The sequence below is a fragment of the Polaribacter sejongensis genome (assembly GCF_038024065.1).
In the GTDB taxonomy this organism is placed as follows: domain Bacteria; phylum Bacteroidota; class Bacteroidia; order Flavobacteriales; family Flavobacteriaceae; genus Polaribacter; species Polaribacter sejongensis.
On record NZ_CP150667.1, the window covers coordinates 3,244,778 to 3,260,927 of the forward strand.

Sequence of the window (16,150 nt, forward strand, 5' to 3'; positions counted from 1 at the left end):
CACATGAAAAAATATATAAAAAAATCATTAGCTTTTTTGCTGTTAATTGTAATGGCAACTTCTTGTATTGATAATACGGAAGAAATGGTATTTGAAGAGTCTAGTTCAGACAGAATTCAAAACGCAATTAGTGAGTACAAAGATCTGTTAACTTCATCAGAAAATGGTTGGGTTGTTGAGTACTATGCAGGAATAGATCAATCTAACGGAGGTTTTAATTTTGTTATGAAATTTAATGAAGATTTAACATCAAATGTGTTAATGGAATTAGCTTTTGATGATTCTCAATCTAATATGTATGATGTTATTGCTTCAGGAGGACCTGTTTTAACTTTTAATACATATAATTGGCTTACGCACTTCTTTGCTACTCCAAGTCCAACTAATGCTGATGGGTTTGAAGGAGATTACGAATTCTTCTTATTGTCTATGACTGACGATGTTATTACTATGAAAGGCAAGAAATTTGGTAATATTATGAGGATGGTTAAGTTTTCTGGAGTTGCGGATGACTTTTTAACTGACGTAAACGGTATTAGTTATGTATTGTCATTAGCATCTGGTGTTGCTGTTAATGGAGAAGATAATAATGTTGCTTTAGGTGGCCGTCATTTGGCTTTTTCAATCGCAGGAGAAGAAGCTGTTGATGTGGCATATATTTTTACTACTACAGGTATTAAATTATATGAACCAATTACTATTGACGGTAATGAAATATTAGAATTTACTTTAGATAAGGCTAAAAACCAATTGATATCTATTGATGGTTCTCTGATTATAGATTTAATTATTGCTCCTTTTGATATAAATCAAGATTGGACTATTAGTACATTTTTACCCGATATTTCAGCAAACTTTTTTAGTAAATATATAGAGATATATGATGCTAATGGTGCTCTTTATGGAGAAACTTTACAAAGATCTATTTCATTTGGTAATACTGTAAACGGAAGTGGAATTCAATTTCAGTCATTAGAAGGACCATCTACTTTCTGGACTTCTGAGTATAATTTAGCATTTTCAGCTGTATTAGGTAATTCAGATCAAATAGCAATTGCTAAAGCTGGTGAGGGTTTAAATTGGTCTTATTACACTCATTTAAATCCTTTAGTAGATTATATTGTAGATAATGCTCCATACACTGCAGAGTTAGCTACACCAACAAATCCAACAGAAGTTAAATTAACTAGTACAGTTGATGCTAATGCTTGGTTTGTAATCAAATTATAAACGTATCTTTAGCATAAAGAAAAACACTATAAGAAAGTCTTAGGTTTTGTAGAAAATCTAGGACTTTTTTATTTGAATAATTTAATTTTTACTTTAATATTCTTTTTTTTCTTCGAATTGATTAATTATCATATATTTGCATCCGCATTTTTGAAAGTAAATTAATAAAAATATAGTAAATATAGAGACATGACGAAAGCAGATATAGTATCAAAAATTTCAGATAAATCAGGAATCGAAAAAACAGATGTATTAGCAACTGTAGAGGCATTCATGACTGAAGTGAAAGATGCATTAGAAAATGGCGACAACGTTTATTTGAGAGGTTTTGGTAGTTTTATTATCAAAACAAGAGCAGAAAAGACAGGTAGAAATATTTCTAAGAATACTACAATTAAGATTCCAGCACACAATATTCCTGCCTTTAAACCGGCAAAAACTTTTACAGAAGGAGTGAAAAGTAAAGTAGTAGTTAAGTAACAAACACACAATATTAATCTAAATCTTAACGGATTTAAAAATTCTAAACATTATGCCAAGCGGTAAAAAAAGAAAAAGAGCTAAGATCTCTACACACAAGAGAAAGAAAAGAGCAAGAGCAAATAGACACAAGAAGAAAAAGTAAGCATCCGCTTACTTTTTCGTTTATTGTAAGCGAAAAAACAAAAAAGTTCATTGACATAAGAGATTATACAATCTCACACGGTATTACAAAATACCTGACAATATTAATCCCATCTGCACAATTATGTGTAGAGTTAAAACCATTTCAGCATGAAAACAGAATTAATAATTCGTTCAAATTCATCTGATATTGATTTTGCCTTATTAAGAGATGGAAAACTTATTGAATTAAATAATGAAACTAGTGATAACAAATTCTCGGTTGGCGATATATTTTTAGCTAAAATAGGAAAAGTTTTAACTGGTTTAAATGCAGCCTTTGTAAATGTAGGGTACCCAAAAGATGGGTTTTTACATTATCATGATTTAGGTGCGCAAGTAAACTCATTAAATTCGTTCATTAAGAAAGTAAGCACAGGTAAGTATAAAGAATTCACTTTAAAGAACTTCCAAAAAGAGGAAGACATTAACAAAGACGGTAGTATTAACCAAGTACTAAAAACAGGGCAAAACCTATTAGTACAAATAGTAAAAGAACCAATTTCTACAAAAGGACCAAGATTAAGTTCAGAGTTGTCTATAGCAGGTAGATATTTGGTTTTAGTTCCTTTTTCTAACCGAGTTTCTGTTTCTCAAAAAATAGCAGACCCAAAAGAAAAAGAACGTTTAAAAAGATTAGCAAAAAGCATTAAACCTAAAGGGTTTGGTGTTATTTTAAGAACTGTTGCCGAGGGCAAAAAAGTTGCAGAACTAGACAAAGATTTGCAAAACTCATTAGAACGTTGGGTAAAAATGTGTAAAAGTATACCAAATACAAACACGCCAACAAAAATCTTAAGCGAGTTAAACAGAGCATCGTCTATTTTAAGAGATGTTATGAATGATTCTTTTACTAGTATTGTAACAAATGATGAAACTTTGAAAGAAGAAATAAAAGAGTATTTACATGAAATTTATCCCGAAAAGGAGAAAATTGTAAAATTACACAGATCTGAAACTCCTATTTTTGAAAAATACGGAATAGAAAGACAAATTAAAACATCATTTGGAAAAACAGTTTCTATGAGTAAAGGTGCCTATTTAGTTATAGAGCACACAGAAGCATTACACGTTATTGATGTAAATAGCGGAAACCGTTCTAATAAAGCTGGCTCTCAAGAAGATACTGCATTAGAAGTAAATCTAATTTCAGCTACCGAAATAGCACGACAGTTACAACTGCGTGATATGGGAGGTATTATTGTTGTAGATTTTATTGATATGCACAAAGCAGAAAACAGAAATAAACTGTTTCAGCACTTGAAAGATCAAATGGCTTTAGATAGAACAAAGCACAAAATATTACCTCCAAGTAAGTTTGGATTGGTACAAATTACAAGACAAAGGGTAAGACCAGAGTTAAGTATAAAAACTACCGAAGCCAACCCAAATATAAATGGAGAAGTAGAAGCACCTATTGTTTTGTTAGACAAAATAGAAGCAGATTTAGAGAAATTTATGTCAACCTCTAAAGCAGGAAAAGTACAGTTAAATGTACACCCTTTTATTGCATCTTATCTAACAAAAGGAGTGAATTCTATACGTTTTAAATGGTATTTAAAACATAAAAAGTGGATTACAATTATACCTCGTGACGCTTACACATACTTAAATTATAAATTTAAATCTAAATAGATTTAATTTATAAAATAAAGGCAATAATTTTTTATCAAAAAACCTCGAAACGTCTATGTTTCGGGGTTTTGTGTTTTTATAAGGTTTTGGTAATTATTTTAAAGATTCTTTTTGGGCGCCTGCCTGCCGGTAGGCAGGTTACCACAAGGGTCAGGCTTTCGCACTCGCTTTTTTTATTCAGAAAAAGAATAAAAAAGAGCTCAAAAATTGAGCCTGTCCTGAGCGTAGTCGAAAGGCTCTATCCTTAACGCGTATAGAATACTAGAAAAGTAAGTTATTTTAGAGTAACACAGATCTCAAAGGTTTTTAAAACCTTTGAGGTATTTAATGTTAAATACTCAGTTAGTCCTTTCGACGCTAGGAGAAATCGTATAAATAATCCAACCCAAAACTGAGTAATTTTATGAGATTTCTCAATCGCTTAAAAAAGCTCATTTCGAAATGACACACAGCATGTTAATACAGAATGCAAAAGAAACCCCTGCAATTTGTCATTTCGAAGTATTGAGAAATCCTATAACTGTGATAGCACAACAATTACCAAAATTTATGAGGTTTCTCCGCAAAAAGATCCAAAATGACAAACTGAAAAATAACGTAGCCCCTTCTGGTTTAAAAAACCAGAAGGGGCTATTATATAAATAGTATTAAGAAAAATGTTTTTATTCTTAAAACTATTCAGCCTCTTTAATCAAATACAAATAGACTGGGTAATGATCAGAATAACCACCGGTATAGTTTCCGCTAGAAAAACTTCTAAAAGGATATCCTTTATATTTTCCTTTTTTAGTGGTTAAAAAGCGCTTGTTAAAAATCATTGCTTTGTACATTTTGTAAGAAGAAAAATCTTTTTCACCTTTATCTAATAGAGGAGACGTAAAGAAAATCATATCAAATAAATTTATTTTATCTCTATATTTTAATGTGTTAAACCCTCTGCGAAACATGTCTTCATAAGGGTTATATAAATCACCTTCTGCCACTTCTTTCTTTCTACTTTTAGTCTTTAGCACATTTTTAAAGCTAGAATTATTAGGATCATCATTAAAATCTCCCATAATTAATATTTTAGCATTGGCGTCTTGTTTTCTAACTTGTTCTATAATCTTAGTATTTTGGTAGGCAGCTTTTTCTCTATTGGGCCTACTTGCAGCTTCGCCACCTCTTCTAGATGGCCAATGGTTTACAATAATATGTATCAATTCATCATCTAAATACCCAGAAACTAATAATTGGTCTCTAGTATAAATAGGGTAATTATCTTTAAATATTTTAGGGTTAAACACTTCATGATGAATAGGGTTAAAGTATTTTTTCTGATACAATAAGGCAACGTCTATTCCTCTTTTGTCAGGAGAATCGTAATGTATAATCCCGTAATCATTTTGCACTAAATGTTTAGAGTGTATTAAATCTTCTAGTACATTTAAATTCTCGACTTCAGAAACACCAATAATAGCCGGACTTGTTTTTGTTTTATCTTCTCCAATTTGAGCAATTGTACTGCTTAGTTTTTCAATTTTATCCCAATAAACCTTAGATTTATTCGATTTTAACTCCATAATTGGGCTTGCTTCGTCATTCTTATTTACGTCGTTAATTGTGTCAAATAAGTTTTCTAGATTGTAAAAAGCAATGGTTCTAATGTTGTGTTTTTTTTCGTTTTTCTGAGAATTACAGACCGTAATTGTTAGCGAAAAAATAAAAATAAAAAATATTTTCTTATTCATTTTTAGTGTTTTTATAAAGTAGTAAAAGTAAGAAACTAAAGTTATTTTATTAGTTAAGATAGATTGAAATTCAATGCTTTATTATTTTTTCGCTAACTTTAAGTGCAATGGAAAAAGAAAATTTAGAGTTCAATTTATGGTTTATGAAAAAAAATGTTATGGTAATATGCTTGCTGTTAGTTTCATTTTTAGAGGTTAATGGACAGAGTGTTATGAAGGGAATTATTTTAGGGAACAATTCTAAGAAACCGCTTAAAGGTGTTTTAGTTAAAATTAGAAACACGTCTCAAAACCAAACTACGGACCTAAATGGTAATTTTATATTTAAAAATTTCCAAAACGGAAAAGCTATTTTAGAATTAACATTGGTTGGGTATGAAACTCAAAATATTCCCATAGAACTCTCGGGAAAAACTTTAGATTTAGGAAGTATCTTTTTATTTAAAACAGTTATAGAAAATCAAGATTTAAGTTTGATTACACTAACAGATGATGAGTTAAATGATGATGCTAGCTCTGCAGATAATATTTCTGGATTACTACAAGCATCAAAAGATATCTTTCTTAGAACTGCTGCTTATGAATTTAGTTCTTCCTTTTTTAAGATAAAGGGATTGGATTCAGGAAATGGTAAAGTGCTTATTAACGGCATAGAAATGAATAAAATCTATGATGGTAGAGCACAATGGGGAAATTGGGGCGGATTGAATGATGTGTTAAGAAATCAGGAGTTTAGAAACGGTTTAACTCCTTCAGATGTTACTTTTGGAGGTCTTTTAGGTGCTACAAATATGAATACGAGAGCATCAGAACAAAGACCTGGAATACGAATTTCGTATTCTTCTTCCAACAGAAGTTATCAGCATAGAATGATGGCGACGTATTCTACCGGAATGTTAAAAAATAATTGGGCTTTTACATTTTCTGGAAGTAGAAGGACGGGAACTGAAGGTTTTAATGACGCTACTTCTTACAATGCATATGCTTTTTTTACATCCATCGAAAAAAAGCTAAATGATAAAAGTAGTATTAATTTTACAGGGATTTTTACACCAAATAAAAGAGGGAAATCATCACCAAACACACAAGAAGTATTCGATTTAAAAGGAATAAAATACAATGATTATTGGGGTTTTTTAAATGGAAAGAAGGTAAATTCTAGAATTAAAGAAGTTAGCGAGCCTATTTTAATGCTAAACCATTATTGGAATATTTCTGAAAAGACGGCCATAAATACTAATGTGTCGTATCAGTTTGGGAAGATTGGTAATAGTAGAATTGATTACAATGGAGGTGCTAATCCGAGTGCTGCTTATTATCAAAATTTACCTAGTTATTTTTTAAGATATGATGATTTTGAAGGAGCCTATGATGCAGAAAATAATTTTGTAAATGACGGACAGATAAATTGGAATCGGGTTTTTGACGCAAATAGAACGAACAATAATGTGGGATTACAAAATGCCTATGTTTTGTATGAAGATAGAAATGACGACAAACAATTTACTATAAATACCATTTTAAATACAGAGGTAAATGATCATATTTCTATCAACGGAAAAGTTGAGTACAAAAAATTACATTCTCATAATTTTGCAAGCGTTATCGATTTATTAGGCGGTGATACATATTTGGATATCGATCCTTTTGGCTCCACTGAAGAAGAGAAACAAAACGACCTTTTAAATCCGAATAGAATAGTAGGGGAAGGAGATGAATTTAAGTATAACTTCAATTTAAATTCTACTATTATTTCTGCTTTTACACAAGCTCAATTTAGATACAATAAATTAGACTTTTATGCTGCTATCAAAGTTTCTAACACAGCACATCAGCGAGAGGGTTTGTATAAAAATGGTAGTTTTTCTGAGAATTCTTTAGGAATGTCTGAAGCACAAAAATTCATGAATTATGGTTTTAAAACAGGAGTAACATATAAAATTACAGGTCGGCATTTAGTCGATATAAATGCAGCATATATAACCACTGCGCCTACCACTAGAAATACGTTTTCTAACTCTAGAGAAAATAATAATGTGGTTTTAGATTTACAAAGTGAAAAAACGCTTTCTACAGATGTTAGTTATGTATATAGAAGTCCGATTATTACCTCTAAAGTTACGGCTTACTATACATCTGTAAAAGATGCAACAGAGATTTCTTTTTATTTTGCAGATGGTGTTGGAGGAGATAATACGGCTTTTGTACAAGAAATTTTAAGCGGAATTAGTAAAAAACATATGGGGTTAGAATTGGGTTTGGAAGCTCAAGTTACAGCTAGCTTAAATTTAAAAGGAGCCGCTGCTATTGGTCAGTTTACGTATGGTAACAACCCTAATTTATATTTAACAACTGAAGCAGATAATGAATCTTTAGTCGCTGGTTTTGTAAACGGATTTAAAGATTTTGGAACCACAAATCTTAAGAATTACAAATTAGCTGCCGGACCTCAAAATGCATATTCCGTGGGTTTTGAATACCGAGATCCTTCGTACTGGTGGGGCGGAGCAACACTTAACTTTTTTAGCAACACCTTTATAGATATTTCGCCTTTAAATAGGTCTCAAAATTTTTATTTAGATGATGACGGATTGCCCTTTTTAGAATATGATACTGAAATAGCTCAAGGACTTTTAAAGCAAGAGAAATTCGATAGTTATTCTGTCGTAAACTTAGTGGGAGGGAAATCTTTTCTTATTAATGGTTATTACATTAGTTTTTTTGCAACGGTAAATAATTTATTGAATAAAACTTATAAATCTGGCGGTTTTGAACAAGGAAGAAATGCAAATTACAGACAATTATTAGAAGATAAATCTCTAGACAAACCTGTTTTTGGAAATAAATACTGGTATGGTAGAGGTGCAACTTATTTTATGAATGTAAGTGTGTCATTTTAACAAAAAGAAAAATAGAAAGATGAAAAAGAAAAGAATAATCACAATAGTTTTGGCGCTAATAACAAGTATTTCTTTTGTAACTTGTATAGAAGATGCCGATTTTAAGGTGCCAGAAAGTTTAGGGAATGAAGAAAATGAAGCTGTAAGTAAGATAATAGATAGTATTTCTTCTGGCACTCTTCAATTAAAAACCATAAAACAACTAAAGGAATTGTATATAATTGGTAATGATCCCTTAGAAATTGTTTCCGATATAGTTGTTAAAGGCTATGTTGTTTCATCAGATAAGTCAGGAAATTTCTATAAAGAATTTTACATGCAAGATACTCCAGAAAATCCAACAGCAGGTATAAGAGTTGCCTTGAATTTAAGTAATAGTTATAATAAATTTAATATTGGTAGAGAGGTTTACATCCGTTTAAAGGGTTTGTATGTTGGCGAAACAAATTCTGGAGATGGTAATATTACCATTGGTGGAAAAATAAGTACTACAGATCTTACTGAAATTGAAAATGTAACTACCAATCAAATTCCAAATCATATTTATAGAACAGAAATTACAGAAGACATTATTCCAAAATTAATTCCATTTGGAGGGATTAATGCCTCTAATATTGGGACTTTTATTATGCTAGAAAACGTTTTTTTCGATGCCAAATTATTAGGGAAATCTTATGTAGATCCAAAAGAAGATTTTGATACACAACGTAAAATTAAAACTTGTTTAGGGTTGGGGTATGATGAATTATTGGTAGAAACGAGTTCTTTCTCTCGTTTTTCAAACGAAACTTTGCCAGAAAAAGCAGGTACTATAAACGCGGTTGTTTCTAAAGATTATGGTGGAGATTTAATGGTGCTTGTTTTAAATGATACCAATGATGTTACTATGATTGATGAAAGGTGCATACCGTTAACTGCGGAAGAATATTCGACAATTTTGTTGGAAGAAAACTTTGATAATGAGTCTGGAGATATTGATGTTTTAAATTGGATTAACTTCAGAGAAGAAGGGACGAAATCATGGAGGTCTTATACGGATACTTATGCGCAAAGTAAAGCAGCTAGAGTTAATTCGATCAATTCTGGAGATGAAAGTACCATTACTTGGTTAATTACTAGCGGAATTAATTTAGACAATACATCTCAAGAGTTTTTATCTTTTGAAACTTCTAATAGTTTTGGAAATGGAAGTGAGTTACAAGTTTTAATTTCTACAGATTTTAATGGAAAGGAAAACAATATAAATACTGCAATTTGGACAGTCTTACCTGCAAAAATTGTTTCTGATGGAGAGAATTATAAAAATTGGGTGCATTCTACTTATATCGATTTATCTGCTTTTTCCGGTATTGCTTTTATCGCTTTTAAATATACAGGTAATGGAAATGTAAATTTTAATGGAACTTATGAGTTGGATAATGTAATAATAAATGCAAAAGAATGATGCGTTTTTTTGATTTAGAAAAATTAAGAAGTTTTCTTATTTTTACACTATGGATAAAATAGAACACATTGGTATTGCTGTAAAGGACTTAGACAAATCGAATGCGTTGTATGCTTCTTTGTTTGGAAAACCACATTATAAAACAGAAGAAGTAGTATCCGAAGGAGTAAAAACTTCTTTTTTTCAATCAGGACCTAATAAAATAGAATTATTAGAAGCTACAAACCCCGAAAGTCCAATTGCTAAATTTATAGAAAAGAAAGGCGAAGGAATTCATCATATTGCTTTTGCGGTTTCAGATATTAAAGCAGAGATAAAAAGACTCGAAAATGAAGGTTTTATTGTTTTAAATAAGGAACCAAAAAAAGGAGCAGATAATAAATTAGTTGCTTTTTTGCATCCAAAATCTACCAACGGGGTTCTTATTGAGTTGTGTCAAGAAATAGATTAGTTAAAATACTGCTAACATTTACGGTAACTGCATTCTAATTATTATCTTGCAGGCTTAAAAAAATTCTATAATATGTCTTCTAAATTTGATGCTTATCAAAAACGACGACTGCTATCTTCTTACTTATCAGTAGTAGTAAGTATAGCCTTAGTGCTTTTTATGGTCGGTATTTTAGGGTTAATTTTGTTGAAATCTACCTTTGTTGCCAATAAAGTAAAAGAAAAAGTAGCGATAACTTTGTTCTTAAAAGATAATGTTTCTACTAAAAATAGAAACAGTTTTAAAGATTCTTTATTAGAAGAAGAGTTTACAAGAACAATTATTTATACCAGTAAAGAAAAAGCAGCCAAAATTTATAGTGAAGAAATTGGTGAAGACTTTTTAGAATTCTTAGGTGAAAATCCGTTAAAAAACGGAATAGACATCTACTTAAAAGCAGCTTATGTAACACCAGAAAAAATGCAAGAGTTAGAAGAAAGATTTCTTAAAAATGCTTTTGTTTCTGATGTTTCTTATGATAAACCTTTAATTAATTTATTAACAAAAAACATAAAACGAATTAGCTTTTGGCTATTGGTGGTTTGTGGTTTCTTTGGTTTAATAGCAATGATTTTAATAAATAGTTCTATAAGATTGTCTATTTACTCTAAGAGATTTAATATTAAAACCATGCAAATGGTAGGTGCTACCAAGGGTTTTATTAGAAGACCTTTTATTTGGCAAAGTATTAAATTGGGTATTTTAGGGGCTCTTTTAGCGCTTGTAGCATTGGGCGTTATTATTTATTATGTAGATCAATTTGCACCTAGTTTACATCTAATTAAAGACTACGTTACCTTAGGATATTTAGTTGGCGGTGTTTTAATATCAGCCTTTTTAATTACTTGGATCAGTACTTACTTCGCAACACAACGTTTTTTAAACTTACAAACAGACGAACTTTATTATTAATACAATGACAAACGAAAATACAGAACAACCAGTTTTTTTATTTGGTAAAAGAAATTATACTTTTATGATTATTGGACTCATCGTTATTGCAATGGGTTTTATATTTATGGCAGGTGGCGGAAGTGACGATCCAGAGTTTTTTAATGAAGAAATCTACAATTGGCAACGCATTCGTTTAGCGCCAACATTAGTAATTATAGGTTTAGGAATTGAAATTTATGCTATTTTAGCAAATCCAAAAAAATAATAATGGATATATTAGAAGCAATAATCTTAGGTGTTATACAAGGATTAACAGAGTTTTTACCAGTTTCCTCAAGTGGTCATTTAGAATTGGCTAAGGTAATTTTAGGAGATACTTCTGTACCGGAAGAAAGTTTAACCTTTACAGTGGTTTTACACTTTGCTACAGCACTAAGTACTTTGGTTATTTTTAGAAAAGAAGTAGCAGAAATTTTTAAAGGATTGTTTCAATTTAAATGGAATGATGAATCTAAGTTTTCTTTAAAAATAATTCTTTCTATGATTCCAGCTGTTGCTGTTGGTTTACTTTTTGAAGAAGAATTAGAGTCTTTTTTTGGAGGAAAAATTCTATTAGTAGGGGGTATGTTGTTAGTAACTGCTGTACTTTTATTATTAGCAGATAAAGCAAAAAATACAAATAAAGAAGTAACATTTTCTAATTCATTAATAATTGGAATTTCTCAAGCAATTGCAATGTTGCCAGGTATTTCTAGATCTGGAGCAACAATTTCTACCTCTGTTTTATTAGGTATTGATAGAACAAAAGCAGCACGTTTTTCTTTCTTAATGGTTGTTCCATTAATTTTTGGTAAAATAGGTAAAGATTTACTAGGTGGAGATTTAAGTTTTCAATCTTCAGAAATGTTGCCAATTTCAATTGGTTTTGTAGCCGCTTTTTTATCAGGTTTATTAGCTTGTAAATGGATGATTGCATTGGTTAAAAAAAGTAAGTTATCTTACTTCTCATTATACTGTGCTATTGTTGGTTTTGTAGCTATTGGTTACGCTCTTTTAAATTAATTGTAGTCTGATATTTCTGTGAAAGCAGAGATTTCATCATAAAAAGTTTTTCTTCAAAATGATAAAAACAGCAGAAGAGTATAAAAACGGTCAAGTCTTGTTAATAGACAAACCTTTAAATTGGACTTCTTTTCAGGTAGTAAACAAACTTCGTTGGGAAATTAGACAACGCTTTAATATTAAGAAAATTAAAGTTGGTCATGCAGGTACTTTAGATCCGCTTGCTACAGGTTTATTAATTATTTGTACAGGTAAGCAGACAAAAGAAATACATGTTTACCAAGGACAAGAAAAAGAATATACAGGTACATTTACAATCGGAGCAACGACACCGAGTTACGATTTAGAAACAGAAATAGATAAAACCTACTCTACAGATCATATAACAGAAGAGTTACTGCACGAAACTACCAAGCAATTTATTGGTGATATTCAACAAAAACCACCTATTTTTTCGGCAATTAAGAAAGATGGTAAGCGCTTGTATGAGTTAGCTAGAAAGGGTGAAACTACAGAGATTAAAGCAAGAACTGTAAGCATAACAGAGTTTGAAATAACAAAAATAAATTTACCAGAAGTAGAATTTAGAGTGGTTTGTAGTAAAGGAACGTATATTCGTTCTTTAGCGTATGATTTTGGATTGGCTTTAAACTCAGGCGCACATTTATCAGCATTAAGAAGAACTAAAATTGGTGATTTTTCTGTTGTAAATGGAGTTTCAGTAGAGCAATTTATTGAAGATATACAAGAAGACACTCTAGAACCTTAATAGTTAAAATATTTTATATAAAAAACCCAAGCATTTGCTTGGGTTTTTGTTTTATATAGAAGTGTAGAAACTTATTTTTTAGCTAATAAATCTCTAATTTCTGCTAATAAGTCTTCTTGACTTGGTCCTGCAGGAGCTGCTGGAGCTGGTTCTTCTTTCTTTTTAGTTGAGTTAATACCTTTTACAATCATAAACATTACAAAAGCAACAATTATAAAATCGATAACGTTTGTTAAGAAATCTCCGTATAAAACAGCTACTTCACCAACAACTTTTCCAGCGTCATCTACAACACCCTCTTTAGCGATCCATTTCAAATCTTTTAAATCAGTATTAAATATTAATCCAATTAGTGGAGAAACAATTCCTCCTGTAAAAGAAGTTACAACTTGTTTAAAAGCTGCACCCATTACAAAACCTACTGCAATGTCAATAAGGTTTCCCTTCATTGCAAAGTCTTTAAACTCTTTAAGCATTCCCATTTTTTATTATTTTTATTATTTGTTAGAATACAAAAGTAATAAAAATAATCATCACTTTAACATTTTGTTAACACGCTGTGAAATTGCGGTTAAGGTTTCGTAAGGTATGGTTTCAGAAACATCAGCAATATGTTGTATCATTTCTTGATTATTAAAGATGATTACTTCATCACCTTCAGCACAATCAATTTTAGTAATATCTACCATAATCATGTCCATACAAACATTACCAATAATGGGTGCTTTTTGATTATTTATAAGCACATAGCCCTTTTTATTTCCCAATCTTCTAGACAAACCATCTGCATGACCAATTGGTATTGTTGCTGTTTTGCTTTGTCTTTTGGCGGTATAAGCTCTGTTGTAGCCTACTGTTTCTCCTGGTTCTATAATATGAATTTGAGAAATAATAGATTTTAGATTATGTGTATTTTTAAGTTGAGCAGTTTCTTTTTCATCATTACCAAAACCATACAAGCCAATACCAATTCTAACCATATTAAATTGTGCTTTTGGGTAGTTTATTACGCCAGAAGTATTTAGAATATGTAACATTGGTTCGTATCCTAAATGTTTGTAGAATTGTTGTGCAATGTATGCAAAGTTATTTATTTGATTAATGGTAAAGTCTTGTTCCTCTAGATCTTCACTTGCAGCCAAGTGAGAAAATAAAGAAGCTACTTTTACGTGTGTTGTTTCCTTTAAATCAGCAATTATATTAGGAATATCTGTATGCCAAAACCCTAATCTATTTAACCCTGTATTAAACTTTATGTGAACTGGGTAATTCATTAACGGAATTTCATCTGACAGTTTTAAAAAGGCATTAAAAATTTTAAAATTGTATAAACAAGGCTCTAATCTATAATCTACAACAGATTGTAAGTTTTGTGTATGTGGGTGTAAGACTAAAATAGGACTTTCTACACCAGCTTCACGCAAAGCAATTCCTTCATGAACATAAGCTACGGCAAAATAATCTACCTTATCTTCTAAAAATTTAGCAATTTGTGCGGCATCACTACCGTAGGCAAAAGCTTTAACAACCGCTAAAATTTTTGTTTCTGGTTGTAATTTGCCTTTAAAATAATTTAGGTTATGCAATAGAGCATCTCCATCAATTTCTAAAACTGTAACATGGTTATTCATTTATTCCTCAGTTGAATCAACATCTTTTTGTGTTAACATTTTTTGTTTTTGGAGTGCCTTGTAATATGCAGCTCTACTTAAAGGCTCATATTCTTGGGTTTCTCCTAATAGCACTAAATCCTCATTTTGGGTTTTTCTAAAACTGTAATTTGCCAAGTTTCCTGTATGTGTGCATACTGCATGCACTTTGGTAACATATTCTGCAGTTGCCATTAAAGCAGGCATTGGACCAAATGGTTTTCCTTTAAAATCCATATCTAATCCAGCAACAATTACTCGGACACCTCGGTTGGCGAGGTCGTTACAAACGGCAACAATTTCATCGTCAAAAAACTGAGCTTCATCAATACCAACAACATCAACATCAGTGGCTAATAAGCGAATGTTAGATGCAACAGGTACAGGTGTGGAGCGAATTCTATTATCATTATGAGAAACTACTTCTTCTTCATCATAGCGTGTATCAACCGCAGGTTTAAAGATTTCTACGCGTTGTTTTGCAAATTGAGCACGTTTTAGTCTTCTAATCAATTCTTCTGTTTTACCAGAAAACATAGAGCCGCAAACTACTTCAATCCAGCCAAATTGTTCTGAATGATTTACTGTATTTTCGAGAAACATTTTGTAATTTTAGGCGTTAGAATATTAAATTTGATGTTACTTTGAATTTCAACAAATTTAGGAATATTTACGAGGAAAAAATAACTTCAACTTACAACTTATGCACAAAAAATTAGAAGCCGATTTAATGAGTTTAGCACACAGCATTTTGCAATTAAAAAATAAAGAAGATGTGTTTGCTTTAAAAGAAAAATCGAAAGAAATTTATGAGAAATTATCTTTATTAGCTTTTGTAGAGGAATATATAAACACAACACCCAATTTAGAAGTAACAAAAGATGAATTAATTGAAAATGTAGAAAAAGGAATCGCATTAAAAGAAGAACAAGAAGTTGTTTCGGTTGATATTGAGTCGGTTAAAGAAGATATTGAAGAAGAAATAGTAACGCTTTATGAAATAGAAGAAGAGGAAGTAACTTTACCTGTTGAAGACCAAATTGAGGAAGAGCTAATTGAAGAAGAATTAATTGAGGAAGAATTGGCAGAGGAGTTAGTGATAGAAGAAGCAGAAGAAGATGCCGAAGAGGAAATTGAAGAACAGATAGAAGAAGAGATTGAAGAGGAGGTGAAAGAAGAAGTGAAGGTTGTAGTTGAAGAAATTATAGAACAACCTTTTGATGAAATAGAAGATATTATATTTGCAGAACCAGAGACAGTTGAAGTAAAGGAAGAAGTTAAAATTGAAGAAAGTAAGACTTTATCTTTAGAAGAAGAGTTGCAAGACACTATCTCTGTAGATCAAATGGCTACTTTATTTGATATTCCTGTTGCTGCACCAAAATCATTAAATGATAAATTTTCTGCCAATATTCAAATAGGTTTAAATGATAGAATTGCCTTTGTAAAGAATTTGTTTGATGGGAGTCAAGAAGATTTTAATAGAGTAGTTTCTCAATTAAATACGTACGGAACCGAAAAGGAAGCTTTAAAATTTATCAATAAAATGGTAAAACCAGATTACGACTGGTCTACTCAACAAGAATTAGAAGCTCGTTTTATAGAAATTGTAGAACGTAAATTTGCATAATTTTTTTTAAATGTAGCGCCGCAAATATTTTTATAAAACAGTATTATTTGCTGC

Annotated in this window: 15 protein-coding genes; 11 read left to right on the plus strand and 4 right to left on the minus strand. The window is 30.9% G+C overall.

The features are described 5' to 3' along the window. Positions 1–3 precede the first annotated feature (3 nt). The 3 genes from WHD08_RS13470 to WHD08_RS13480 all read left to right on the plus strand — a co-directional run bounded on the left by WHD08_RS13470 (position 4) and on the right by WHD08_RS13480 (position 3,528). Complete coding sequence (locus WHD08_RS13470) at positions 4–1,230, plus strand: DUF4302 domain-containing protein (protein ID WP_208890469.1); 1,227 nt, start codon at positions 4–6, stop codon at positions 1,228–1,230. A gap of 189 nt (positions 1,231–1,419) precedes the next feature. Further along, positions 1,420–1,710, plus strand: a complete 291-nt coding sequence (locus tag WHD08_RS13475) for an HU family DNA-binding protein (RefSeq protein ID WP_036824254.1) — start codon at positions 1,420–1,422, stop codon at positions 1,708–1,710. 294 nt (positions 1,711–2,004) lie between these two features. After that, positions 2,005–3,528 (plus strand): Rne/Rng family ribonuclease, encoded by a 1,524-nt coding sequence (locus WHD08_RS13480; protein WP_165731767.1) that lies wholly within the window; start codon positions 2,005–2,007, stop codon positions 3,526–3,528. Positions 3,529–4,202: 674 nt separating this feature from the next. Here WHD08_RS13480 and WHD08_RS13485 read toward each other — a convergent pair. Continuing rightward, a complete protein-coding gene (locus WHD08_RS13485; RefSeq protein WP_208890468.1) occupies positions 4,203–5,258 on the minus strand; it encodes an endonuclease/exonuclease/phosphatase family protein in 1,056 nt (351 codons plus the stop codon). Positions 5,259–5,365: 107 nt separating this feature from the next. Here WHD08_RS13485 and WHD08_RS13490 point away from each other — a divergent pair, with 107 nt between their 5' ends. The 7 genes from WHD08_RS13490 (at position 5,366) to truB (ending at position 12,817) form a co-directional block, all read left to right on the plus strand. Further along, the gene (locus WHD08_RS13490) at positions 5,366–8,158 is read left to right on the plus strand and encodes a carboxypeptidase-like regulatory domain-containing protein (protein ID WP_422894391.1); all 2,793 of its coding nucleotides are present in this window, start codon (positions 5,366–5,368) and stop codon (positions 8,156–8,158) included. Between the two features lie 19 nt (positions 8,159–8,177). After that, entirely contained in the window at positions 8,178–9,602 is a 1,425-nt protein-coding gene (locus tag WHD08_RS13495) for a DUF5689 domain-containing protein (RefSeq protein WP_208890467.1), read from the plus strand. Positions 9,603–9,651: 49 nt separating this feature from the next. After that, positions 9,652–10,053, plus strand: a complete 402-nt coding sequence (gene mce, locus WHD08_RS13500; RefSeq protein ID WP_208890466.1) for a methylmalonyl-CoA epimerase — start codon at positions 9,652–9,654, stop codon at positions 10,051–10,053. Positions 10,054–10,125: 72 nt separating this feature from the next. Continuing rightward, positions 10,126–11,004: a cell division protein FtsX gene (locus WHD08_RS13505; protein ID WP_208890465.1), complete on the plus strand. Its 879-nt coding sequence runs from the start codon at positions 10,126–10,128 to the stop codon at positions 11,002–11,004. A 4-nt stretch (positions 11,005–11,008) separates the two neighbouring features. Beyond that, positions 11,009–11,251: a DUF3098 domain-containing protein gene (locus WHD08_RS13510; RefSeq protein WP_208890464.1), complete on the plus strand. Its 243-nt coding sequence runs from the start codon at positions 11,009–11,011 to the stop codon at positions 11,249–11,251. Positions 11,252–11,253: 2 nt separating this feature from the next. Further along, complete coding sequence (locus WHD08_RS13515) at positions 11,254–12,048, plus strand: undecaprenyl-diphosphate phosphatase (RefSeq protein ID WP_208890463.1); 795 nt, start codon at positions 11,254–11,256, stop codon at positions 12,046–12,048. A gap of 58 nt (positions 12,049–12,106) precedes the next feature. Next, positions 12,107–12,817, plus strand: coding sequence for a tRNA pseudouridine(55) synthase TruB (truB, locus tag WHD08_RS13520; protein WP_208890462.1), 711 nt, complete (start codon positions 12,107–12,109; stop codon positions 12,815–12,817). A 71-nt stretch (positions 12,818–12,888) separates the two neighbouring features. Here the strand turns inward: truB and mscL are convergent, their stop codons facing one another. The 3 genes from mscL to WHD08_RS13535 are packed head-to-tail and all read right to left on the minus strand — an operon-like array spanning position 12,889 to position 15,069. Further along, a complete protein-coding gene (gene mscL, locus WHD08_RS13525) occupies positions 12,889–13,293 on the minus strand; it encodes a large conductance mechanosensitive channel protein MscL (RefSeq protein ID WP_165732024.1) in 405 nt (134 codons plus the stop codon). Positions 13,294–13,350: 57 nt separating this feature from the next. Beyond that, on the minus strand, positions 13,351–14,448 hold the full coding sequence (gene alr, locus WHD08_RS13530) for an alanine racemase (RefSeq protein WP_165731776.1): 1,098 nt from the start codon (positions 14,446–14,448) through the stop codon (positions 13,351–13,353). Next, positions 14,449–15,069 (minus strand): thymidine kinase, encoded by a 621-nt coding sequence (locus WHD08_RS13535; protein WP_165731777.1) that lies wholly within the window; start codon positions 15,067–15,069, stop codon positions 14,449–14,451. Between the two features lie 100 nt (positions 15,070–15,169). Between WHD08_RS13535 and WHD08_RS13540 the strand changes: the two genes are divergently transcribed. Next, on the plus strand, positions 15,170–16,096 hold the full coding sequence (locus WHD08_RS13540; protein ID WP_165731778.1) for a hypothetical protein: 927 nt from the start codon (positions 15,170–15,172) through the stop codon (positions 16,094–16,096). Positions 16,097–16,150 lie beyond the last annotated feature (54 nt).